The sequence below is a fragment of the Arthrobacter sp. Br18 genome, assembly GCF_000520555.1.
In the GTDB taxonomy this organism is placed as follows: Bacteria; Actinomycetota; Actinomycetes; order Actinomycetales; family Micrococcaceae; genus Arthrobacter_D.
Map to the genome: position 1 here is coordinate 23,682 of NZ_KI914890.1, position 22,207 is coordinate 45,888.

The following is a 22,207-nucleotide window of genomic DNA, read 5'->3' on the forward strand; positions in this document are numbered from 1 at the left end:
GCCCCGCCGATCTGGAGGCGCAGGTCCTTGCTGCGATGGACGGGGCCCGGGCGCGCGGCTGGGACGGCCTTACCGCCGACCAGTAGTCGTTTCTCGACCGGTTCTGGGACGGTGCGGACGTGGAAGTGGGAGGCGATGCTGAGCTGCAGCTAGCGATCCGCTTCGGCCTGTTCCAGGTCCTCCAGGCCTCAGCCTGCCTCAGCCATGCACCAATCGGAGCCAAGGCCCTGACTGGCTCAGGCTACAGCGGGCACACCTTCTGGGATGTCGAGGGGTTCGTCGCGCCGGCCCTGACGCTGCTGCACCCGGAGGGTGCGGCGCATCTGCTGCAGTGGAGGGCCTCGACCCTGGGATCGGCCCGGGAGCGTGCCGAGGTCCTCGGGGTGAAGGGCGCGTCCTTCGCCTGGCGCACCATCGACGGGCATGAGGTTTCCGCCTATTGGCAGCCAGCACCGCGGCGATGCACCCGAACGCCGTCATCTCGCTGGCGTTCAATTTCCACGCCCACGCGACGGGATCAGAACTCCCTGCCGTTGACGGAGTCGACGTCCTGGTTGAAACAGCGCGCATGTGGGCGAGCACGGTGCACCGGGACGAGGACGGCCTGTTCCACCTCTTCGGCGTGACCGGACCGGACGAGTACACCGGCGTCGTGGACGACAATGTGTTCACGAACCTCATGGCCCAGCGCAACCTGAACACGGCGGCCACGGCGGGCGAAGCGTTCCCGGAGTATGCCGAGCGGCTCGGTGTTGTTCCTTCGGAAATTCGTGAATGGCGTCGGATAGCCGATGCCCTGTACGTTCCCTACGATGCCGAGCTGGGGGTCCATCCCGCCAACGAACGGTTCACGACCTACCGGGAATGGAAGTTCGACACTGACCCTGACTCCTACCCGGTGCAGGAGCATTCGCACTATGCAAAGATCTACCGTCGCCAGGTCATCAAACAGGCCGATCTTGTCCTGGCCCTGTGGTGGTGCTCCGACGCGTTCACGGCAGAACAGACTGCCCGGAATTTCAGCTATTACGAGCAGCGCACCGTCCGCGATTCCTCGCTGTCGGCTGCCGCGCAGTCCGTGGTGTCAGCGCGGGTAGGTCATCTGGACCTCGCCCTGGCCTATCTGCGCGAAACCTCGCTCACCGACCTCCGCGATGTGCAGGGCAACAGCCACCAGGGAGTGCATCTCGCCGCTTGCGCAGGAGCATGGCTGGCGCTCGTCAGCGGATTCGGCGGGCTGCGGGCGGACGATGAGCAACTGCAGCTTGCCCCGCGCCTGCCGGACAAGCTGGACAGGATCGCGTTCCGTCTTCGGTGGCGCGGCCAGCGCATCGCCGTCGAGACGACCCGTGCGGGAACCACCGTGCGGCTACTGGATGTGGGCGGCCAGGAGATTCCGATCGGGATTGACGGAGAATTGATGACGCTGACAGCGGCACGCCCCGCGACGTCGCCCTTGATCGTGCCGCGTCCGATCACTGAACCGCCACGCCAGCCGCCCGGTCGGGAACCGCGCGACTGAATCTGCCGGCGGGCTAGGATCCGTCCCGTGGCTGGGGGTCGCGGTCGATGATGCCCATCTCTTCGAGCTGCTCGGACATTCCTGCGCCGTCGGGCGCGTATACCCAGGGGATGCCCGGCGTCGTGTCCCTGGGTGCGTTCTTGGACCGGCCACCGGCCAGAACAGCTTCACCGGCCGACAGCTGGCGGATGGCGATGGCCCGGACGTTTGCGGGGTGGCGCTGGGCGAACTCGGCATAGATGGCTTCGTCGTGCTGGCCGTCGTCGCCCACCAGGAGCCACTTCGTCTCAGGGAACTCCCCCGCGAGCCGTTCGAGCGAGGTGCGTTTGTGGTCCTGGCCGCTGCGGAACCACCGGTCCCTCGTCGGGCCCCAATCGGTGAGCAGCTTCGGACCGGCGGGGTACAGGTTCCTTGAGAGGAAGCGCGTCAGGGTGGGAGCCACGTTCCAGGCCCCGGTCGAGAGGTAGAGCACCGGAGCCGAGGGGGCCGTGCGGGTGATGCGCTCATAGAGGACGGCCATGCCGGGGGTGGGGGTGCGGGCGTGCTCATCGAGCACGAACGAGTTCCACGCAGCGAGGAACGGACGAGGCAGCGCGGTGACCATGACGGTGTCGTCGATGTCGGAGACCACCCCGAAGGGCGCGTGTGCATCGACGACCCGCATCGGGGCGTCGGCCACCTGCGATCCGCCGGAATGCAGGCGCACGGTATGCCAGCCGGGCTCGAGATTCACCTCGATCCGGGCGTCGACGACCCCGCCCCTGTCGGTCGTCACCTCATGGGTTGTCCCGTTGACCTCCACCTGGACCACAGCGCCGCCCACGGAGGCGCTCGTGAAGTTGCGCCACCCGCGCATGCCCTCCTTCAGCGGCTTGAGCGGCCCTGCGGCGGGGACCGGTTCGCTGTCCCGGGGATCCGCCAGAACCACCCGCGCCAAGACCCGGAGCCAGCTCGTCGTGCCATACCCGGTATAGGGAATCACCGTCTCGACGTGCCCGCGCCTGAGTGCCAGCCGGGTCTGGAGCGAGAGCCATGTTTCGTCGATCCTCATGGCGAAGTGGGTCCGCTCCTTCACCTCGACGGGCGGAACGTCACCACGGCCCGTGGCTCCTGATGTGTCAGGTGGGGAATTGTCCGAGGGCTGCTGGTCAGAAGTCGAAGACATGCCCTTAGTTTGCCATGCGGGTTCCGAACGTTCCGTCCGGTTCGGTAATGCTGTGCCCGGGCAGTGGTAACAGCAGTGCAACAACTCGGCATCGAGGCGCAAAAGGGGGTTGCCCTATCAACCGGCGGCCTGCAACGCTTGAAGCCATCTATAGGGGGAAACATGACCACACAGCAGAACGGCTACGTCCACAATGCACATTCCGACGGCGCGTTTCAGCGCTGGGCGGATGTTCTGGCAGACGGAACCATCACGGCCCAGGCGGGGACAGACCTGGCCGACGCCATTTCCTTCGGAAACGCCCAGGGAGCACTCGAAGGGCTTGCGAGCGGCAGTGACTCCCTGAGCGACGACGACGTCAAGGCTCTGCACTATGCCAACGAGATGTGCGACCTGCGAATGTACGAGGGGCTGGTGACCCTCGACGGCGGCGGGCCGGCCCTCCCCGAAAGCGTTCGGCAGGCGATTCTCGCGATGGAGCGGGGAGGCTTCTGGGGAGGCCGCCCGGGGTGGGTTCTCTAAGAGCCTGTCCCTGAGTTCGTTTGTCCAGGCATTTGCTGGTGATTCCGATCATTGTCCGATGCTGATCATTGTCCAGCGGACCATGGCTTCGTGGTGGGCCGGCAGCCGTTCGTAGTCCCGCACACGATCCGTGGCGCATCGTCCATGATCAGCGGTTGCAGAACTCGTGAACAGATGCAGAACCGTTTCAGAATCGTCCCCGAATCTTGCTTGTCTGCCGTCGTCCGGGAGTCCACACTGATCGCATCACTCTGCACCGCGAACGGAGCGGGAATGCCATTCCACTCCACGGCAATGAGGCCATCACGTCCAGCGGACGTCCTTACTCGCAATCCCTTGAGCAAGCAGGTTGTCCATGAGCATCAACTTCCGGGCACCGTGGGGGCGGCTACCCAAGCATTCCGGACCCGAAAACGGGATCCTCCCCCGCGGGACCATGTCCCAAACGCCGCCGAATGCTGCGCAACCACAGCGTCGGCGCATCATGGCGAAGGTAGGTGCCCTGCTGGCGGCGCTGGCGCTTACCGCAGGACTGGGACTCGTTGTGCCCGGCACCGCCTCAGCGGCCCCCTTCTGCGGAATCACTTGGGGTTCGCTGGCCAAATCGACCGCCACGCCGGCTTTGGGTCCAAGCCAGGATCCGATCACCAATATCCGCTCCGGGCGCCACGCCTGCTTCGACCGCCTGGTGGTGGACGTCAGCGGGGAGGTCCCCAGATACACCGTGCGCTATGTCAGGGCCGTGACACAGGACGGGTCCGGCTTTACCCTTCCACTGCGGGGCCGCGCGTTCATCGATGTGACAGCCATGGCACCGGCACATGACCAGAACTACAACCCGACCTACACTCCGACGAACCGGAACGAAGCGGTGAACGTTGCCGGTTTCCAGACCTTCCGTCAGGTAGCGTTCGCCGGCACCTACGAGTCTGTGACGCAGATCGGGCTGGGCGTCCGAGCACGGCTTCCGTTCCGGGTGTTCACGCTGGCCGGCCCAGGCAGCGGGTCTCGACTGGTGATCGACATAGCACACCGCTGGTGACGCCTGGGGCCAGCCACCAGGGTACTGAAGAACGACGAAAGCGCCCGGGTTCCGGGTGAAGGCGACACCGTTGGGGCGCGCACTGGGCAGTAGCTGGATGAGTGGGGGTTGCGGGATCCGCAGCCCCCACTTTCCTGTACGACCATGGACGGCTACTCCCCTTGACCACGGAACTGGGACGCCGACGTCACGCAGGGAGATCCTTGCATTCATAGCTTCGTCTCCAGCCAGCGGCTCTGCCTCTGAAGGTGAACCGATCGCACCCCCACATAAGCGGCGACCCCGACCTCCGGGCGGCGGTGGACCACCGGCTAAGGTAACCAAACCTTCGTTTAACCGAGTCCGACTCGAGATCCAAAACTCCCGAGAAGTTGTCCGCGCCGGCGCAAGAATGGTCTTTCGCGCACCAACAATTCTTTGCGGGGGTAGAAGTATGCAGTGGGTAAGGAAAAACAAGGCGTCGATTCCGGCATATGTAACTCTTCTCGCGGTCGCGGGCTTCTGGATTGCCGGAGGACTCGGAGCCCTCGACGTCCTGGGCGAAGCCAGCTCCCCCATGGCCATGCTCGCGGGACTGTATCTGATGCTCGCACTGGTGGCAGTTTCGATCATCGTTACTGTTCTGGCGCTGACGGATCTGACCCGCAGGGCGGCCGACACAAAACGTCAGAGGCGGATGGTGCAATAGCGGGGTAGCGGTCCACAAGCTTCAGGGCGTATTCGGAAAGCAGCCATCCTGCGGGTGGTTCCGCAACGAAGCATCCATATCCGCACACGCTAGTTGAACCAACAGTTGCCAGCGCGTGTCCTGGTACCTGAGGAGCATCATGAAGACCGCAGTTCTTCCATCGCCTCGCATCTTCGACGTGGCCTGGACGCGCGAGCAGCTGATCGCCGTGGCCGAAGCCAACCGGAAAGCGCAGAAACATACTGCCTACCGCGGCGCCGCCCGGGCGATGGCCGGTGAGGGCAAGCGCATCGATACGGGCCGCATCCGCGCCATGGTCACGGGGGTCATGGGCGGAATCGAGGACACCTACTACATCTGTTCCTCCCTGCAGTCCGCCCATCTGGCCATCAGCTTTCCCGACCGCTTCACCGAGCGTCAGTTCGAACTGCTGACGTATCCCCTGGAGGCTGCGCTAGGCATCGGCGCGGAGCGCCTCCGGGGAACAGCCGCCTGACTGATGGAACGTCGCGTCGGCGGCAGGCCGGGCGTCGACGTCAGCGCTGGTCAGCGGCGAGCAAATCGGACAACGAGATCGGACGCCGGCCCGTGATGGTCTCGATGTCGGTGCTGATCCCGGCCAGCTCGCCGGCGGCAATCGCGGTGTAGGTGGACACCCACGCCTCGACCTGCCAGTCCGCCACCCCGAAGCCCATCCGGGATTCATAGGCTTCGGCGAGCGTTTCGTCGTGGAAGGTGACCGCGGTTCCGCCTCCGCCCGAGAGGGCTCGGGCGATCTCGGTCAGGGTAAGCGCTTCCGGACCCGTGAGGTTGTAGGTCCTGTTGCGGTGGGCGGCAGGGTCCTTGAGGACTGTCTCCGCCGTACGGGCGATGTCGGCGCGGCTGACGACGGCGACCCTGCCGTCTCCAGCCGGACCGCGGATCATGCCGTCCTCCCCCACGAGCGCAGCCATCAGGTCGCCGTAGACGCTGTTGCGCAGGATCGTGTAATTGATGCCTGTGGCCCTGATGTATTCCTCGGTCGCGAAGTGGTCACGCGCCAGGGTGAACGTGGCGTCCGGCGCAGCGCCGAGGAATGACGTGTAGACAAGGTTCCGGACGCCGGCCGCTCGCGCGGAGTCGATGAACGCGCAGTGCTGGTCGACGCGGTCTGCGCTTTCGGAGGCCGACACCATGAACAGCGTCCCGACCCCCTTCAGCGCTGCCTGCGACGCAGCACGATCGGAATAGGAGCACTCGAGCACCACCGCCTTCTCGAGCTGCGGCGCCCTGCCTGCGGTCCGAACCAGGAGCCGCTGGGCCATCCCTGCGTCTGCGAGGAGGCGTGCTACACGGCCACCGAGGGCGCCCGTCGCTCCCGTGATCGCGAGGGCAGGCAGGTTGCCGGTCACGGTGCCGGCCGAAGGGCTGACTGGACGAGGATGAGGTTCTGCCCATACTGCTGGTCGAGGCGTTCCTGAATCGCCCCGTCATCGAAAGGAACGGTGACGATGAGGTACCCGTCGGACGTCCGGGAATCGAGGACATCCGGGGTCGCGGACGCGTGGAGCTCGGTCTGGATCTCACGCAGCTGCTCTTCGTCGCCGTCGCCCATTCTGCCCCCGGCCAGCCGGGGGTCGACGAACGGCATGGCGTCATACAGCGAGAGCGGAATGGGGTTGCCCGTCGTCGTGAATTCCGAACCGTCCCAGGTGCCCTGCACGGCATAGGCACCCCAGGTGACGCCCGATGCGCTCTCGAACTGGTCCACCGCAGACCAGTTCCAGCCTCGAAGGACCGGCCCTGTGCACTGCGGCGGGTAGGACTCGGCCACGCTTCCCAAACAGAACTGCGGCGGCTCGTTCTCTCTCTGCAGCACCGTTCCCTGGCCCACGAGATCCACGGGCCCCGGTGTCCCTGGTGTTTCCGACGCTGCCCCCGGGGCGGAGTCGTTCCGCGGCGGCGCTACGTCGGCGCAGCCCGACAGGACCATCACCGCCACCAGGCTCACTCCTGCGGTCAGGCAAATTCGCATTCTCAAAAAGACCTCCTCGCGGGTACATCCGGTCCGTGAAATATCCCGTTCCTCGAACGGCTCACCGGCCGACGGCGGCGAGGACGGCGGCGCCGAGTTCAGCCGGCCGAGTGAACTGGGGCCAGTGTCCGGTGGGCAGATCCACGTAGTCGACGTCGTGGATGCGGGCCAGCTCCGCGACAAACGGGTGGCCAGCCGCGATCCAGTCCCGGAGCAGGGCAGAGGGGAACTCGCAGGTGATGACGGTGGCCGGGACGTCGTAGCGGCGTTCGTCGGACAGGTGCTGCTGGTCGGAGGCGACACCCCGCGGCTGGGGTACTGCACGTGCCCGGAACGCCACCCGCAGCTCGTCGTCCAGATCCACGAGATCCGCCTCCTCGAAGCTGTCCCACGGCGGCAACGGTATGTCGTCCCCCTCAGCCGGCAGTTCGTCGTTGATGACGCCGCCCTCGCCCAGCGGTCCGCTGTCAACGTAGATTGCGCGGGCCACGCGGTCAGGGCGGGCGTCGACGGCGCCGTGAATGACGGCGCCTCCGCCAGAGTGGCCCACGAGGACCACGGAGCCGGCGATGCTGTCGATCACCGCCACCACTGCGTCGATATGGTCCCGCAGGCCTATACCGGCGCGCGGCGCGTCGATGGCTTCAAGGCCTGGCAGCGTGAGCGGATGAAGCCGGTGTCCGGCAGCTACGAGCGGCGGGGTGACTTTTTCCCATGAGGAGGCGTCCAACCAGAAACCGGGAACCAGGATGATGTCCATGACGGTAGGTTACTCCCCTGCTTTCCCCGCCCAGCAGAGTTATCATGCAGATGGATCGCTTCACGGCGAAGAATGATCGGCCGCGACGCCCTCCGCACCGAATGCCAACCGGCTCATCACCACGCTCTGAAGGGATGATCCATGAGCAGGAAAATGCGTCTTCTTGCGGTGCCCACTCTTACTGTCGCTGCTCTGGCGATGTCCGGAGCTCCGGCCACGGCCGACGGCGCCGACGGCACCTACTCGTCGACATTGGGCCAGCTGAACGGCACCACCGGCACCGGGTCGATCACCGTCCGACTCACCGGCAACGAGGCTACGGTGAGCCTTGACGTTTCAGGGCTCGGGGAAACCTTCGTGGAGGGTCCGTATCCCCACGTGCAGCACATCCACGGGGGTGCGCAGGGGACGTGCCCCACAGCTGCAGCGGACCAGAACGGCGACGGATTCGTTTCCACGACCGACGGCTCCCCCTTCTACGGGGGGATCCTCACCACCCTCACCACGAGTGGCCCAACGGGGCCCGAGGAGGCACTGAACCTTGCGCTCGCCGGTCAGGGCGGCGCCTACACCATCGAGCGCACGTTCGAGATGAACCAGGAGACCCAGGACGCCCTCAAGGCAGGAACCGCTGTGGTGGTGGTCCACGGCGTCGACCCGATGACCGCGACCGGGGACGAGGGTGGGTTCAACTCCATCAGCGACATCTCACCGGACCTGTCGGTGGGCGCCACCTCACCGGCGCTGTGCGGACCCCTCGTTGCGCAGCAGGTGGTCGCAATGCCCAGGGGCGGCGCGGACACCGGCGTCGCGGCCGCGAGCGCCGACAACCTGGGCGTCGTCGCCCTGGGTGGAGTCCTTGTTCTCGCCGCCGTCGGCGGCACCTCAGTTGTTCGCCGCCGCAACTCCTAGCACCACGCTTTCCGGGCGTTCCCTGTGACTGGATGCGCCGCTGCCGGTTCCCACGGACCCGTGGCGGCGCATCCCCGCGGCGAAGCCCCGGAGCAGATCACTGCTCGTTGCAGGGGTGTTCTGCCCTAAAGAGCCGGCACGGGGTTAGCCTTTGCTTGGCGACATCGACCACCGAGCGGGAAGAGCAACCATGGAAGCATTGCAGCGCATTGAACGCTTTGCCGTAGCGCAGAAGGTCACCATGATGGTGAACCGCTACGAAGTCCGCGCGGTCGGTCCAGATGGGCGGCCCGGCGATCTGCTGGCACTCGCGCAGCAGAAGCGCATGGCTTTCAAGGAGGAGGTCACGTTCTACTCCGACGAGTCGAGAAGTACCCCGCTGTTTTCGTTCAAAGCACGGCAGCGGATGGACCTCGGAGCGACGTACGACGTGCTGGATGCCCAGGGGAATGCCCTCGGCAGCTTCCGCAAGGACTTCGGCAAGTCGCTGCTGCGCTCCACCTGGCACGTCGACGCTCCTGGGATGCACGCCGTGGGGCGGGAGCGCAGTGCCGGTGTGGCCGTTGCCCGGCGGGTCTGGGATCTCGTCCCGATCGCGGACAGTATCCCCGCGCCGTTCCTGGTCCACTTCGACTTCGTTGACACGTCGGGGCAGCTGGTCATGACTTCCCGAAGAGGCCGCTCGATCAGGGACCGGTATGATATCACGGTGCCCGGCGCCGGCCTGGACGGGCGCGTTGCAGCCGCCGTCGCCGTCGCTCTCGATGCACTCCAATCGCGCTGACGAGGAATCGACATCGAGCAAGCCGCTCTGAGGTCGGCCCCTTTTAGAGCAGATCCGCCGTCGACCCGGGTGAAAGCAGGCCGGCTCGCCGCAATGCGACAGCTTCGACGCCGCTCTCCGTCAGGCGAATCGTGTCTGGGGCGACGTCGGCGGCATCGAGCGCTTCCTCGACGTGGATGGACAGATACGCCACCGAGGCGGCTGCAACGGACCAGTTGGGCCACATGGCCGTCCGCGTCTCCTCGTCGATGACGATGCGGGCGTGGATCTCGGCGACGCTCTGCTCGAAGGCGAGGGTCCGTCCGGAACCCTGGGTCAGGGTGACGCGGGTATCCGGACCGGATCCGGTGAAAATTATGGACCCCAGATGGCCCAGGCCGGTTTTGAGCATTGCCCTGAACCAGCTGTCTTCATAATCAGGCACCATGGCCGCAACTCCTTCCCTAGTTGATCGCCCGATTCTATGGGCTGTTCACAACGCGGTGACTGACTCGTCATATGAACATTGGGTGACTTCTCGGACAGCGGCATGAAGGGACATGTCCACCCGTTTCCCGGCAATTTCCTGATGACTGCGCAGTAGGCCCTCATACTTGTAACCGGTGCGTTCGGCAACGCGGACGGACGCGGTATTCCACGGCTCGATATACGACTCGTAGCCGATGGTCGCCCGACCCTCGCTCAAATTCCTGACCCACAGGCCCACCCGGCCAAGGGCCCGGTTGGTGGTGACATCTGCAATGGCAAAGGAGAACCCGGTTGCATCACTGTGGCGGTGCCGCTGCCGCCGAACCCAGGACAACGCTTCCTCTGCAGTTGCCCGCGCGGGAAGGGTTCCGATCGACGGCACGTAAGGGTCCTGGGATAAATCGAGAGCCATGTGGACGTCCTGGTCGTCGAACATCCGCAAGCGAATCGAGCCATGGGTGGGAGGTTCAGTGGGCCAGAGGGGAATCTCGCTACTTTTCATCTTGCTTCTCGGGAGAGGCTTTGTGGCACGCCCCGGCCAAGGACCGGCTGTGGCGGCTTTCGGATACCGGCGGATCGAAGGTGGTGTCCTCCAGCGTTGCTCCGTCGTTGAGCCATCGGCTTTCGGACGCGTTCCCACTCTTCGATGACGACTCCCGAGGTGAACTTTCTTGAGGTGATCGGGCGGAACGCTGTCGGTTGGAATGTGGCACCGCCAAAGAGGGGAATACCTGCCCCGAGTACAACGGGATTCCGCTTTAGGATCAGACGGTCGATCTCTGGGAGTAGCTGTCCGGCGAGATCACCACCACCACAAAGGTAGATATCGAGGCCTTCCTCCTCCTTGAGCGTCTGAACGGTAGCGAGAGCATCCAGGGTGTAGGTGACGACCGGATCAGCACCCGTTCTCGTGCGTGTAGCTACGAACTCACGAAGATGTTCGTACGGGCGTTCAATCCCAACCGAGTGAGCAACGGAATAGCTACCCCATCCCTGAATGACGGTATCGAAACGGCTCCTCGGCGGTTCGATACCGAGCGCTGCAAGTACATGCGACGGGAGGGCATCCGCAAACTCGGTGAGGATCACCTGCATGTGGTCGCCCTCAACGGGGAATACCTCAAAGGATCCGTCAGGGGCTGCGATATATCCATCGATCGAGGTCGCGACGTAGTACACAAGCTCACGCACAATATCTCCAATCACTACAGGTGTCGTACTTGAAAGGTACCACGACACCTGTAGTGGTAGCAGTAGCATTAGTGCATGCCACCTAATGCTGAACGGCGAGAGATTCTCTCTGATGCCGCGGTCCAAGTCCTTGCCCGCCACAGCTCACGCGGTCTCACACATCGTGCACTCGACGTCGAAGCAGGCGTCCCCCGAGGCACGGCGTCAAACTTCTTCCCGACCCGGGACGCGATCGTCGACGCCATTCTGGTTCGCATCGGTGAACGCCTCGCCCCTGATGCGGAAGTACATGCCACCCTGGCCGCCCGGCAGCCCGGCCGGGAACTGTTCGCTGACTACATGAAGGACATCGTCCAGCGACTGACCTCAGACCGCGATGCTGCCCTGGCCCTCTTCGAACTTCGCCTCGAAGCAACGCGCCGACCTCATGTTGAGGCGGCTATTAGTGCCTGGCTGCGTGAAGGACTCGCAGCTGACGTCGCCTTCAACGCCCGCATGGGATTACCCTGCGGCCAGCACGAAATCTCCCTGTTTCACTACGCGATCAACGGCTTCATCTTCGACCAGATCACCGTCGCGGTCGACCCTTCCGCCGACCGCAACCAAGTCATCGACGATTTCGTAGAACGACTCATCCCCCGCACCAACTAAATGCTCAACCTGCTAGCGCTTCAAGCGTCCGTAAGCCCATCCTCCTGCGGGACGCCAAGTGTCGTAGTGGCCACTTACACGTTCAATTGGGATCGTGACCTAGACGTCCGCTGCTGCCAGATTTCTTATGGTGCACTAAGTCATGGCCAAAGCACGGCGGACGACAGTCATACTCTTGCTAGTTGGTGTTCTAGTTCTGTCCGTCGTAGTCATGTTGCCGAAGCCCTTGGGTTGTGGGGCGTTCAGAGTCAGCGCGCCCAGTGAACCCAGCGCTGTGATGAAGAACCGCTCCCCGGATGAAGATCTTGAGTACTGGACTGAAGAAAGGATGAGGGACGCGGAACCTGCACCCATGCCCCGGCAGTCGTGGTGCTCCTTCTTCTGACGGCAGCAACGGGACAGCGGCGACTGTCGTCTGGTCAGCGTCAGGACTTCCTTGCTCCCTCGCCCGCGCCTAGCTCGCACGCCCACGTCTCCTCATAGGAGGAGGTAGTTGAGTCGATCGTCGCCGCACGACAATTGCACGCTGAGCGATCCCTCGCCGGACACCGCAGGCAGCAGCGCCCGTAAGCCAGTACCTGCAATGTATCGACACCTGTCCGCCCTATAGTCTGATGTCTTCGAATTGGGGGAATACATGGCCCGAACACGCAACGCCCAAAATTTTTTTTGGAGCAGCTCTCGGACTTGCGGGGTGGCTTTCTGGCCAGCCGCTTTACCTCGCAAGTGGGCACTAACCGTCCTCGCCATGCTGATCACCGTCGCCGTTGTAGCGCTGATGTCCTCCTTTTCCAGTAGTGGTGTCGCGTGAGAGTGCGAGTTTTCGTGTTGGCTGCCCGCGAGTCCACAACTGCCGGTCTGCTCCTGGTGAAGTTCCTAGGCGGTGCCGCATGAACGGCGTGCAAGCACGCTGCCCCGTGGTGTCACGGCTGCAGCGCCGCCGCCTGCGATCCTGGATTGCGGTCGCCTTCGCGGCCATCGCTGCACTAGCAGTGGTGCTCGCCGTGATAGGAAACGCTCCTGCCCGCGGCCCGGCCGCCCCCTACAACCACGGCGGGTTCTCCGAGGTATCTGTGGCTACCGAGGACGTTGTCGCAGGGCAGGCGAGCACCGTGGCAGATGGGCTGGCGGAGCTTGGGTATTGGTGTGTGGAGCCCCGCAGCAACGACCTCACTGCCCAGATCACTTGCCAGTCACCCGAGCGCGATGTCCAGGTCGACCTGGTCGCTGCGCCCGATGGCGATGTCCTCTACGCCGACATCGACCTTGGTGCGGCGACTACTTCCGATCCCTCCAAAGACGTCGGGCATCTCCTCGGCCAGGTCCTTGATGCCTCTTTCCTGAAGCTATGGCCGCAGGACCGCACGACGCTCGAGGACCTCCTTGCGACCGCCCAAGGCGAACCGCCGTTCATGCCATTCGGTAGCGAGGCGCCGCCAGTCGACCCTGAGGACCTGTACTCTACCCACGACCAGCGCACGGACAACGCCAGCTGGTCATTGTGGTCCCGCCACACAGGCGAACCCCTCGCTCTACGAATACGCACCACAGCTTTAGAGGACCACAGTTGGCCCTTCGGAGGCCGTCACTACGCGACGTCTGTAAGCGCCGCCACCGCGGCGCTCGTCCTCGATGGCTTTACCTGCGCGGTTTCCTGTTACCGGGCCTCAGACGGCCAGACGGTCGACTTCGACGTACTAGACGGCCAGATCGTTACCGTCCGCGTCAAGCTACGCAGCAGCGACGACGGCCACCACAGAACCGAGCCGTCCAGGCAGTGGGGCCAGGCCGAACTGCCCTTCCTGACTCCGGCAGTGCGGGACGCGGTCGGCCAACGTGTGGAGGAGTCCCGCATCGAGCGACGGAACTGGCGCGGCGTGGTCGCGGGCACCCCCATCGACATCATCGCTGTCCCTGATGCTGGCATAATGCCGGACAACCGGCCCGCGATGGAACTCATGGTCACCATTGGAATCCCTCTCTTGTACGTCGAGTAACCCAGCTGCGGGACCCACCAGAGCTCTGGTCCGTCGCATCGGATCATCATCGGCGCAACGCGCAGTTCCGATAGCTCTATTTTCACAACGAATCCACACATGCACCCGCCGTGAGCCGATCACTTTCAGTATCAATGAGCGGGAGCTGGAATCCACTTGGCCAGCTCCCGCTGTCCGTTCTAGATATTGGTCGTTTTCGTTGAACACTAGGGGGCCTTGGGCTCCGTTGACGATAGGGAGTTGTGGCGGAACGTGGCCGCATTCCACGTTGCCAATGATGGGTATGCCTAGCATTCCTAGAGCATCGAGGACCGCCTCAGCCTGGGTGAGGGTCGGCGAATCAGGTGCGCCGGTGCGTCCTACGAGGATCCCTCACGGAACGGGTACGAGGAGCGCTTCCGCCCAAAGATCTTGGTGACGTTGTACGTAGCTGGTTGCAGCGCGCCAGTGCTCTCCGTGGCCATCGACATACATTGAGCCCCACGGCTCATTGCCTGCATTATGGGACGACTTCAGAAGGTGATACATGGCTGCGGTGCGACGAAACATCGCCTCCGACAGTGCTCTGCGTAGGCCTTCTTCCGCGTCATACCCGTTGATGAAAGCCTTGAGATTCCGGGCCGCTTCCTCTGGGACCTGATCCGGATCGGAAAGGGTAAAGGCCTGAGCGGCATAGGCGAGGTCCCATAGCCGGGTGCTGGGTGCGGCAGCATCCCAATCGATGAACGTCCAGCGATCACCAATGATCAGATTCCAGGGGGCGAGATCGTTGTGGCAGATCAGGTCCTCTCCCGGTGCGGGGATAGCCGTCGTCCACTGAGCACCCTGAGGCGACGTGAAGGTACTGCTCGCGTCGTGGATGGCCCGGACCATTGCCCCGACCCGGCGGAGCTCGGTGTGACTGAGTGGGCCCGCGTTCAGGGCAAGTCGACCTGGAACGAATTCGGTGACCTGTCGGCCCTGCTCATCCCGGCCGATAACGGCCGGGACGTCCACACCAGCTTCTCGGACGAAAGTCATGAACTCAAAGACGTTCGGTGTTGTATCTGTCCACGGTTTACGGACGGTCGAGCCGATGCGGACGACACCTTCACTGACATTGCCGCCAGCGAGGTTCTCTTCAACATCCACGCTCCGATAGTAACGACGTCGATACGGGTCGTTACTCGCGCGCACGCCGATCGGCTTGTGGTCGCCCTGCTCCATGGCCTTGGGGTAGACCAACGAGGCATCGACGGTCGAGCCGCCAAGTGGGGCTGGCCCGATACCAGAGTCTGCTCCGAAGAAAGACGAACGAGACAAAAAGGTGTAGCTGCCGTCGAACCCGAGACGGTGGTGAAAAGCGGTAGGTGCTCGCTGTCCCGCTGAAATCCCAACCCATCCTCGTTGCGGCCCGCGCTGCCGACGCATTCGGGGCGTTGTGGGTGGATCCTTGAATTCTCTGCCTAGTCGCCGATCGATCCGTCCAGCAGCTCGCGCAGAATATCCAGGTGGCCGCAGTGCCTGCCCGTTTCTTCGATCATGTGCACCAGAACCCACCGCACCCTCTGTTCGCCGTCGCCATCGCGGCAGCGCTCCTCCATCCCATACCGCCGCAGCACTTCGCGGGACTGGCGGCAGGTGGCCTCGTAGTTCTCGATGATGCCCGCCAGGCAGTCCTCTTCGCTCACTCGGAACTCGCCGTCGGGATCCTCAGCGGACCATCGGGTGGGCACATCTTGCCGCCCGTCGATGCGGTCCTGGAACCAGAACCGCTCAACGTCTGTCAGGTGTTGTACCAACCCGGACACCGTTGTCAGCGAGGGCACGAGCCGCTTGGCGCCGTCGGCATCGCTGAGGCCACTGGCCTTCATCACTACGGTGGCCCGGAAGTAGTCCAGGAAGCCGCTGAGTGTTTCCCGTTCTCCGGCCGCCGCAGGGGGTTCCGTCCGGCTGTCATCCTCCATCCGCCCAACCTAGTCAGGGGAGTCGATGCGCAGCGCAGGCGCGCCGCACGAGGCAAACCGGAACTTGCAGGACCGCTCGACAAACAAGCCCTTGAGGACGACCCAAGCCCCAAGGGTCATCCTTGAAGAGCGGCGGGCGCCGTCAAGAGACAAGACGCACCACGCGCAGGCCCGTGCAAGCGGCCAAGGGCAAGCAAGTGGAGTCCACAGTTCGGGTTTGCGACTCCCCCGTTCGTTCCACGGTGGGCCGCCGGGTAGCGTTCCCCATAGTTCTCTTCGCCGAATAATCGCATTGATGCGTCCCCTTGATCGGCCCAGCCCACCGGTATTCAAGGATACTGAGACCGCGTGGGTTCAGGCGGCTCGGGCGTGTCTCATGATTCCCTTGAGCACAAGGGGGATGAAGTCCGTCAAGGATGGATTACGGAAATGAGCGCGCGTATCGTCACTTCATGAGCACACATTTCGGAACGGTCGGCAAAGACGTCGGCACAATGGTTCGGTTCGGCGATGCCTTCACCGCCCGAACCCTTCTGGACGCAGCGACCACCGGGGGAAGGCTCTCCGTTGTTGAACACCTGCTGGCCTGGCGTGAACTCGGAGCCCCGCTTCACATGCACAGCCGCGAGGACGAATACACGATCATCACCGAGGGTCGGGTCGGCTTCCTTCTCGGGGATGAAGTGTTCTACGCCGGCCCGGGTGAGCTGGTACTGAAGCCTCGGGATCAATGGCACACCTTCTGGAATGCCGGCAATGAGCAGGCACGAATGCTCGAAATCATCTCTCCGGCAGGATTCGAAAAGTACTTTGAGGAGATCGAGCCCTTCTTTCCAGAAGGAGCCCCACCAGATCTTGACGCAATGGCCGAAGCCAATGCCAGGTACGGCCTTCAGATGGACTTCGACTCCTTGCCGCAACTGATCGAACGCTTCGATCTGACCCCTCCCTTGGAGATGGGTGCGCCCCCGCCTGTGCAGGGCGTTCAATGAACCGCCCAACTCCCGCCCGAGCGCCAGCTCACCGGGCGGAAGCCGGTTGGGAACCTGATGAGGATCCTGGGCGAGAAAGGAAACCAAGTCTTCGCCAGCCTTGCCGCGGTGATGACCGCCCGAACGCTGAAGGGGTCGCACCCGGGCTTGATGATCACGTGTGCGTTGGCCGGAGCAAGTCTCACCGCCGCTTGATGCCACAGAGGTGGTCGGTCCGCCGGTAGGCATCGATTTGCTGGATGCAATGGGACGGGGCTGGAACCCGCGACGTCTTTTGGTGGCATTGGTAGCTTGGCTTTCACTCGCTCATGTTGGTTCAGGAGGCATTCCTATGATCAAGCGGTTGACGACCTGGCAGGTTCAAGCGGGCCTGGATGAAGCCAGGAGCGCAGGCGTATGTACAGAATCGCTGTGTACCGGGCCCGAATGGTGAGAGTCGGCCCTACACTGGTCTGGGTAAAGTATGGTTCGAAAGTCCCGAAGCCGCTGCAGCAGCTGCACAATCTCCGCAGTGGGGCGCCGTCGTCGCCGATGCCCAGGAGTTTATGGACGTGTCCACAATCATCGTCGCGTGGGCTGAGGAGCACCCCGCGTCCGGGGAGGGGTAAAAAGACCCCTGACAGGCGACGTTTGGAGGTTCACACTGGAGGCATGAGCGTCGATAGTGATGGTCAGGCCGCCAGTGAAGTCGCCACCGTTTCCTCCACCGGACTCATCACCAGAGAAGAACTCCAGCTGGCCTCGCGCAATCACGCCCTGCCATTGGAAATGCTTCGGTGGCCCATCACTCCGGTGGGCATGCATTACCTCGTGGCTCACTTCGACATCCCACTCATCGACCCTGCGAATTGGCGACTCACGGTGGGCGGCCATGTGGGTCACTCCCATCAGTTCACCCTTTCGGCGCTTAAACATCGAGAGCGCCGCACCCTCGCCGTCACCATGGAATGCGCCGGCAACGGCCGTTCACGTTTGGAGCCCCGGCCCGTCAGCCAGCCCTGGGATCTGGGTGGCATCGGCACGGCGGAATGGACCGGGACTCCCCTTGCCCCGATCCTGAGGGAGGCCGAGATAACACCCGAAGCCATTGAGCTCGTCTTCACCGGTGCCGACCGAGGCGTACAAGGCGGAACAGAGCACCGTTACGCCAGGAGCCTGAGTATCGAAGAGTCCATGGCCGAGGATGTTCTGCTCGCTTATGAGGTGAATGGCCAGCCCCTGCCTCCGCAGCATGGCTATCCTCTCCGGCTGTTGGTGCCGGGCTGGTACGGCATGACCAACGTAAAGTGGCTGGAATCCATCGAGGCTGTTACGCAGCCGTTCGATGGGTTCCAGCAGGCTACTGCTTACCGTTACCAGCAGGATTCCGGACCAGGCGAGCCTGTCCAGCGCATGAAGATACGGGCCCTGATGGCCCCACCAGGAATACCGGAGTTTTTCACCCGCGACCGCCTCGTGCCAGCGGGCCCGGTCATGCTCGAGGGCAGAGCTTGGTCAGGGAGCCTTCCCGTCGGGCGAGTGGAGGTATGTCTTGACGGCGAATGGTCAGAAGCCCATCTTGAACACCAGACGGGCACCCATGCATGGCGCGCCTGGACGTTCCCCTGGGTGGCTGCCGCCGGAGAGCATGAACTCGCATGCCGCGCCATCGATTCCGCTGGCAATGCCCAACCGGATGTGGGCGAGTGGAACGTGCAGGGAATGGGCAACAATGCCGTGCAGCGTCTGAAGGTCACCGCCGGCGGCTCACGAGCTAGGCAGGAGTAGCTGCGAGGGATCAAGACCCTCAAAAAGACCGGCGTGGGTAAGCTCCCAAAACGTGGCGAGAGCGGGAATCATCCCCGTGAGGGCAAAAAAACCGCTGGAACCAGGCGCCTTCCCTGGATTCCAGCGGTGAATTGGTGGAGCTGAGGGGACTCGAACCCCTGACCCCCTGCATGCCATGCAGGTGCGCTACCAGCTGCGCCACAGCCCCAATCCTTTGGTGCACCGGGTCTCCCCGGAGCAACTTGTTCAGTTTAGTAAACTTCTCGCCCGCTGCAAAATCGGGCGATCTCCGCACGCACTAACCCTCCACAGGTTCCGAGGGAAGCGATCCGATGCCCACGTTGTGCTCACGCAGCTGCCACGTGTACAGCGCATCCTCGACCCGAACCTGCTCGTCCAGAGCGGACCAGTGACAGTTCGACACACCCGCCAGGGAACCCCAGACCAGGGACGGCAATCCCATGAGGGACGCCAGACCCGACCGGATCGCCCCGCCATGACTGACGATCACCAGGGTCTCACCCTCGTTCAGCGACTCCACCGCCTCGGTCGAGGCGAGCCGCATCCTCGCGCCCACTTCCTCGCGATTCTCGGCTCCCCCGGCCCGAACCAGCGGATCACCACCCCGCCAGGCGGCATTGTCCTCGGGGAACTTCTCGTCGATCTCGGCGAAGGTGAGGCCCTGCCAGGCGCCCGCTGCCGTCTCACGGAAGCGTGGATCGATGTCCACGGGAAGTCCGGTCAGCTCCCCAAGGAACTTGGCGGTGTCCGAAGCCCGGGTCAGATCCGATGACACGATCCGCACCGGCTGGCGCAGTGCGAGAATCTCCGCCGCGCGTGCGGCCTGTTCGCATCCGGTGCTGTCCAACCCGATATCTTCCTGCCCCTGGAAAAGCCCATGGGCATTCCACTCGGTGCGGCCATGACGCCAAAATATGATCCTGCGGCCGGCGGGATCAGAATGGGCGTGAAAGTCCACTACGACTCGGAGTCGCCTGCAGCCGCTTCCCCGGCCAGGTGTGGTGACACGTGCTGACCCTCGAGCTGGAGATCCACTGACGGGCAGTCCTTCCAGAGGCGGTCCAGCGCATAGAACAGGCGGTCCTCCTCGTGCTGGACGTGGACGACGACTTCGGCGTAGTCGAGCAGCACCCAGCGGCCCTCGCTCCTGCCCTCACGCCGCACCGGCTTGAGGTCCTGTTTCGAGAGTTCCTCTTCGATGGCGTCGACAATCGCATTGACCTGGCGCTCACTCGGTGCGGAAGCGATGAGGAACACGTCAGTGATCGCCAGACGCTCACTGACGTCGATGGCAACAATGTCCTGGGCTATCTTGTCCACGGCGGCATGGGCCGCCGCCCGGGCAATCCCGATGGATGATTCGCTAGCGCTCACTGATCTCCTTGTATTCGCCCTGTTCCCGCGGGGACAGGGCCTCTTGTTCGGATGGAAAGTTGGAACCGCTCAGCCGGTACAGTCCGTGCTTCGCGATGTATTGAACGACGCCGTCCGGCACCAGGTACCAGACCGGGTGACCGGAGCCGACGCGCCGCCGGCAGTCCGTCGAGGAGATGGCCATAGCTGGCACCTCGAGCAGGCTGACGTCCCGGCCGCCGGCGTCCAGTTCATGGCCGGGACGCGTCACCCCGATGAAGTGCGCCAGCGACCAGAGCTCCTCGGCGTTCTTCCAGGTGAGGATCTGGGCCATGGCGTCGGCACCGGTGATGAAGAACAGCTGCGCCCCGGGCCGCTGGGCCTTCAGGTCCCGCAGCGTATCGATGGTGAAGGTGGGCCCCGGCCGGTCGATATCCACCCGGCTCACTGTGAACGTCGGATTGGATGCCGTGGCGACAACCGTCATCAGGTACCGGTGCTCGGCCGGACTGACATCCGAGTCCGCCTTCTGCCACGGCTGTCCCGTGGGGACAAAGACCACTTCGTCGAGGCCGAACTCCGCTGCGACTTCACTCGCTGCCACGAGGTGTCCGTGGTGGATGGGGTCGAAGGTTCCACCCATGACCCCCAGGCGCCATCCCGGGCCACCCCGGTGCCTCTGCTTCAATGCACTGGGGGTCGAGCGCCCGGTGCCCTCCTCAGCGTGCTCCAACGCGTCTAGTGCCGCTGGGCTTCGCTGTGGTCGTGGTTGTTCGGGTGCTGCTTGTGAGGGTCGATGTGTTCCTCGGTGGCACTGTGACGGTTGCCGAGGTTCGAGAAGGAAGCGGTGACCAGCATGAGGAGCAGCAGGATTCCCATGACGATCAGGCCGTAGGCAATGGCGGGCATGGGCAGCTCGGTGTGCTCGACTGCTTCGCCGGCAAGAACCGCGGCGTCCAAAAACTGAGGCATCATCTATTTTCCTAGGTACTAGTGGCGGCCCACCGAAAGCCCGCAGGCCCACGCAGAGTTTCCCTCCCATGCTACGCGCTGGGGGAACTTCCACGGCACCTGCCTAGAGCCGGATCTGCCCGTCACCATTCAGGATCCACTTCGTGGTGGTGAGTTCAGCCAGGCCCATGGGTCCGCGGGCGTGCATTTTCTGGGTGGAGATGCCCACTTCGGCACCAAGTCCCAACTCGCCGCCGTCAACGAAGCGGGTGGAGGCGTTCACCAGCACTGCAGCGGAGTCCACGCCGGTCACGAAAGCCTCTGCGTTCCGCAGGTTGTTGGTGATGATCGCTTCGCTGTGGCCCGTGCTCCAGCGCCGGATGTGCGTCAGTGCCTCGTCAACGGAATCCACCGTGGCCACCGCCAGGTCCAGCGCCATGTACTCACGGCCCCAGTCGTCATCGGTGACTGCCTGGACGGCGGCCCCCTCCGGCAGCAGCCGCGCAGTCCGCTCGTCGACGTGCAACTGCACACCGGCCTTGGAAAGAGCACGCAGTACTTCCGGTGCGGCCGTCGCGCCCCCGTGGATGAGCAGGGTCTCGACGGTGTTGCAGACGCTCGGCCGCTGGGTCTTCGCGTTGAGCAGGATGTCCACTGCCATGTCCTCGTCGGCTGATTCGTCAAGGAAGATGTGCACGTTGCCCTCCCCTGTCTCGATGACGGGCACGGCGGCGTTCCGCACGACGGTCTGGATCAGGTCCCGTCCACCTCGCGGGATGAGCACGTCAACCCGCCCTCGGGCCCCCATGAGCACGTTCGCCCCGTCCCGGCCGAACTCATCGATGGTCTGGACGACGTCGGCCGGAAGGCCGTGCTCGGAAAGGGTATCCCGGATGACCCCGATCAGGGCTGCGTTGGTATGCAGGGCGGCGCTGCCACCCCGCAGGATCACTGCGTTTCCGCTCTTGAGCGCAAGGCCTGCGATGTCCACTGTCACGTTGGGGCGCGCTTCGTAGATGGCGGCGACGACCCCCAGCGGTACCCGGACCTGCCGCATGCGGATTCCGTTGGGAAGCGTCTCGGCGCGGACGGCGGATCCCACGGGATCGGGCAGCGCGGCAAGTTCCTCGAGCGCCGAGGCCAGAGCCTGGATGCGGTCGGGGGTGAGGGTGAGCCGATCCAGGAGGTAGGCGGACGTGCCGTTGGCTCGGCCCGCAGCTGTATCGCGTTCGTTTGCCTCAAGGACGGCAGCCTGCCGGCTGACCAGGGCGCCGGCGACCGCATGGAGGACGCGGTCCTTGCGCGTGCGGTTCGCCCGGCTGATCACGCGGGAAGCCGCCCGCGAGCGGTCGGTGATGCCGTAGATCGCAGCAGTCAGATCGTCGGAGGGGGCGGCGCTTTGGGCAGCTTCCCGGGTTTCGGTACTGGAGTTGATTGAGTTTCCTGTCATCAGGTCAGTCA

At 64.0% G+C, this 22,207-nt stretch carries 25 protein-coding genes, 1 tRNA gene and 2 pseudogenes; 11 read left to right on the forward strand and 17 right to left on the reverse strand.

The genetic code is table 11. The features are described 5' to 3' along the window. Positions 1 to 125: 125 nt before the first annotated feature. Both Y704_RS21820 and Y704_RS25385 read left to right on the forward strand, forming a co-directional pair. A pseudogene (locus Y704_RS21820) lies at positions 126 to 1,150 on the forward strand (family 65 glycosyl hydrolase); the annotation flags it as partial. Positions 1,151 to 1,180: 30 nt separating this feature from the next. Beyond that, complete coding sequence (locus tag Y704_RS25385) at positions 1,181 to 1,522, forward strand: glycosyl hydrolase family 65 domain-containing protein (protein ID WP_253904373.1); 342 nt, start codon at positions 1,181 to 1,183, stop codon at positions 1,520 to 1,522. Between the two features lie 13 nt (positions 1,523 to 1,535). On the opposite strand, the gene Y704_RS21825 is transcribed toward Y704_RS25385, so the two are convergent. After that, complete coding sequence (locus Y704_RS21825) at positions 1,536 to 2,573, reverse strand: App1 family protein (RefSeq protein WP_035773077.1); 1,038 nt, start codon at positions 2,571 to 2,573, stop codon at positions 1,536 to 1,538. A 276-nt stretch (positions 2,574 to 2,849) separates the two neighbouring features. Between Y704_RS21825 and Y704_RS0115330 the strand changes: the two genes are divergently transcribed. The 4 genes from Y704_RS0115330 to Y704_RS0115350 all read left to right on the forward strand — a co-directional run bounded on the left by Y704_RS0115330 (position 2,850) and on the right by Y704_RS0115350 (position 5,435). Continuing rightward, on the forward strand, positions 2,850 to 3,209 hold the full coding sequence (locus Y704_RS0115330) for a hypothetical protein (protein ID WP_026550771.1): 360 nt from the start codon (positions 2,850 to 2,852) through the stop codon (positions 3,207 to 3,209). Between the two features lie 355 nt (positions 3,210 to 3,564). Next, a complete protein-coding gene (locus tag Y704_RS0115335; RefSeq protein WP_343212851.1) occupies positions 3,565 to 4,251 on the forward strand; it encodes an AMIN-like domain-containing (lipo)protein in 687 nt (228 codons plus the stop codon). 433 nt (positions 4,252 to 4,684) lie between these two features. After that, entirely contained in the window at positions 4,685 to 4,939 is a 255-nt protein-coding gene (locus Y704_RS0115340; protein ID WP_026550773.1) for a hypothetical protein, read from the forward strand. A gap of 139 nt (positions 4,940 to 5,078) precedes the next feature. Further along, entirely contained in the window at positions 5,079 to 5,435 is a 357-nt protein-coding gene (locus tag Y704_RS0115350; protein ID WP_026550774.1) for a hypothetical protein, read from the forward strand. Positions 5,436 to 5,475: 40 nt separating this feature from the next. On the opposite strand, the gene Y704_RS0115355 is transcribed toward Y704_RS0115350, so the two are convergent. Genes Y704_RS0115355 through Y704_RS0115365 form a run of 3 tightly spaced genes read right to left on the reverse strand, consistent with a single transcriptional unit; the run spans position 5,476 to position 7,713 of the window. After that, on the reverse strand, positions 5,476 to 6,330 hold the full coding sequence (locus tag Y704_RS0115355) for an SDR family oxidoreductase (protein ID WP_026550775.1): 855 nt from the start codon (positions 6,328 to 6,330) through the stop codon (positions 5,476 to 5,478). Further along, positions 6,327 to 6,959 (reverse strand): hypothetical protein, encoded by a 633-nt coding sequence (locus Y704_RS21830; protein ID WP_155850392.1) that lies wholly within the window; start codon positions 6,957 to 6,959, stop codon positions 6,327 to 6,329. The genes Y704_RS0115355 and Y704_RS21830 overlap by 4 nt, the downstream gene beginning before the upstream one ends. Before the next feature lie 55 nt (positions 6,960 to 7,014). After that, positions 7,015 to 7,713 (reverse strand): alpha/beta fold hydrolase, encoded by a 699-nt coding sequence (locus Y704_RS0115365; RefSeq protein WP_026550776.1) that lies wholly within the window; start codon positions 7,711 to 7,713, stop codon positions 7,015 to 7,017. A gap of 141 nt (positions 7,714 to 7,854) precedes the next feature. Between Y704_RS0115365 and Y704_RS0115370 the strand changes: the two genes are divergently transcribed. Both Y704_RS0115370 and Y704_RS0115375 read left to right on the forward strand, forming a co-directional pair. Beyond that, positions 7,855 to 8,625, forward strand: a complete 771-nt coding sequence (locus Y704_RS0115370) for a hypothetical protein (protein WP_026550777.1) — start codon at positions 7,855 to 7,857, stop codon at positions 8,623 to 8,625. A gap of 190 nt (positions 8,626 to 8,815) precedes the next feature. Further along, complete coding sequence (locus tag Y704_RS0115375) at positions 8,816 to 9,409, forward strand: LURP-one-related family protein (RefSeq protein WP_026550778.1); 594 nt, start codon at positions 8,816 to 8,818, stop codon at positions 9,407 to 9,409. 43 nt (positions 9,410 to 9,452) lie between these two features. Here Y704_RS0115375 and Y704_RS0115380 read toward each other — a convergent pair whose 3' ends face one another. The 3 genes from Y704_RS0115380 to Y704_RS21840 are packed head-to-tail and all read right to left on the reverse strand — an operon-like array spanning position 9,453 to position 11,137. Continuing rightward, the gene (locus Y704_RS0115380; protein ID WP_026550779.1) at positions 9,453 to 9,836 is read right to left on the reverse strand and encodes a hypothetical protein; all 384 of its coding nucleotides are present in this window, start codon (positions 9,834 to 9,836) and stop codon (positions 9,453 to 9,455) included. Positions 9,837 to 9,881: 45 nt separating this feature from the next. Beyond that, on the reverse strand, positions 9,882 to 10,379 hold the full coding sequence (locus tag Y704_RS21835) for a GNAT family N-acetyltransferase (protein WP_051477201.1): 498 nt from the start codon (positions 10,377 to 10,379) through the stop codon (positions 9,882 to 9,884). After that, entirely contained in the window at positions 10,376 to 11,137 is a 762-nt protein-coding gene (locus Y704_RS21840; protein ID WP_253904368.1) for a dihydrofolate reductase family protein, read from the reverse strand. The genes Y704_RS21835 and Y704_RS21840 overlap by 4 nt, the downstream gene beginning before the upstream one ends. Positions 11,138 to 11,143: 6 nt before the next feature. On the opposite strand from Y704_RS21840, the gene Y704_RS0115395 reads away from it, so the two are divergent. Continuing rightward, on the forward strand, positions 11,144 to 11,719 hold the full coding sequence (locus tag Y704_RS0115395) for a TetR/AcrR family transcriptional regulator (protein WP_026550780.1): 576 nt from the start codon (positions 11,144 to 11,146) through the stop codon (positions 11,717 to 11,719). Between the two features lie 890 nt (positions 11,720 to 12,609). Further along, positions 12,610 to 13,716, forward strand: coding sequence for a hypothetical protein (locus Y704_RS25390; protein WP_026550781.1), 1,107 nt, complete (start codon positions 12,610 to 12,612; stop codon positions 13,714 to 13,716). Positions 13,717 to 13,944: 228 nt separating this feature from the next. Here Y704_RS25390 and Y704_RS25595 read toward each other — a convergent pair. From Y704_RS25595 to Y704_RS25395, 4 genes and pseudogenes are all read right to left on the reverse strand, one after another. Then, positions 13,945 to 14,085 (reverse strand): annotated as a pseudogene (locus Y704_RS25595) (LD-carboxypeptidase); the annotation flags it as partial. Between the two features lie 3 nt (positions 14,086 to 14,088). Next, entirely contained in the window at positions 14,089 to 14,847 is a 759-nt protein-coding gene (locus Y704_RS0115405; protein ID WP_026550782.1) for a phosphotransferase, read from the reverse strand. Between the two features lie 314 nt (positions 14,848 to 15,161). Continuing rightward, positions 15,162 to 15,662, reverse strand: a complete 501-nt coding sequence (locus tag Y704_RS0115410; RefSeq protein WP_026550783.1) for a DinB family protein — start codon at positions 15,660 to 15,662, stop codon at positions 15,162 to 15,164. A 410-nt stretch (positions 15,663 to 16,072) separates the two neighbouring features. Next, a complete protein-coding gene (locus Y704_RS25395; RefSeq protein WP_253904369.1) occupies positions 16,073 to 16,741 on the reverse strand; it encodes a hypothetical protein in 669 nt (222 codons plus the stop codon). Between the two features lie 564 nt (positions 16,742 to 17,305). Here Y704_RS25395 and Y704_RS0115425 point away from each other — a divergent pair. Beyond that, positions 17,306 to 18,421 (forward strand): sulfite oxidase, encoded by a 1,116-nt coding sequence (locus Y704_RS0115425; protein WP_026550784.1) that lies wholly within the window; start codon positions 17,306 to 17,308, stop codon positions 18,419 to 18,421. 132 nt (positions 18,422 to 18,553) lie between these two features. On the opposite strand, the gene Y704_RS0115430 is transcribed toward Y704_RS0115425, so the two are convergent. From Y704_RS0115430 to Y704_RS0115455, 6 genes are all read right to left on the reverse strand, one after another. Further along, positions 18,554 to 18,629, reverse strand: a tRNA-Ala gene (locus tag Y704_RS0115430). Between the two features lie 90 nt (positions 18,630 to 18,719). After that, the gene (locus Y704_RS0115435) at positions 18,720 to 19,400 is read right to left on the reverse strand and encodes a histidine phosphatase family protein (RefSeq protein WP_026550785.1); all 681 of its coding nucleotides are present in this window, start codon (positions 19,398 to 19,400) and stop codon (positions 18,720 to 18,722) included. Continuing rightward, positions 19,400 to 19,816 (reverse strand): ribosome silencing factor, encoded by a 417-nt coding sequence (gene rsfS / locus Y704_RS0115440; protein WP_026550786.1) that lies wholly within the window; start codon positions 19,814 to 19,816, stop codon positions 19,400 to 19,402. Before rsfS ends, Y704_RS0115435 begins: the two co-directional genes overlap by 1 nt. Further along, on the reverse strand, positions 19,806 to 20,438 hold the full coding sequence (gene nadD, locus Y704_RS21850; RefSeq protein WP_051477203.1) for a nicotinate-nucleotide adenylyltransferase: 633 nt from the start codon (positions 20,436 to 20,438) through the stop codon (positions 19,806 to 19,808). Before nadD ends, rsfS begins: the two co-directional genes overlap by 11 nt. Positions 20,439 to 20,533: 95 nt before the next feature. Beyond that, entirely contained in the window at positions 20,534 to 20,767 is a 234-nt protein-coding gene (locus Y704_RS0115450) for a hypothetical protein (protein ID WP_343212852.1), read from the reverse strand. 103 nt (positions 20,768 to 20,870) lie between these two features. Beyond that, positions 20,871 to 22,196: a glutamate-5-semialdehyde dehydrogenase gene (locus Y704_RS0115455; protein WP_155850393.1), complete on the reverse strand. Its 1,326-nt coding sequence runs from the start codon at positions 22,194 to 22,196 to the stop codon at positions 20,871 to 20,873. Positions 22,197 to 22,207: the final 11 nt, after the last annotated feature.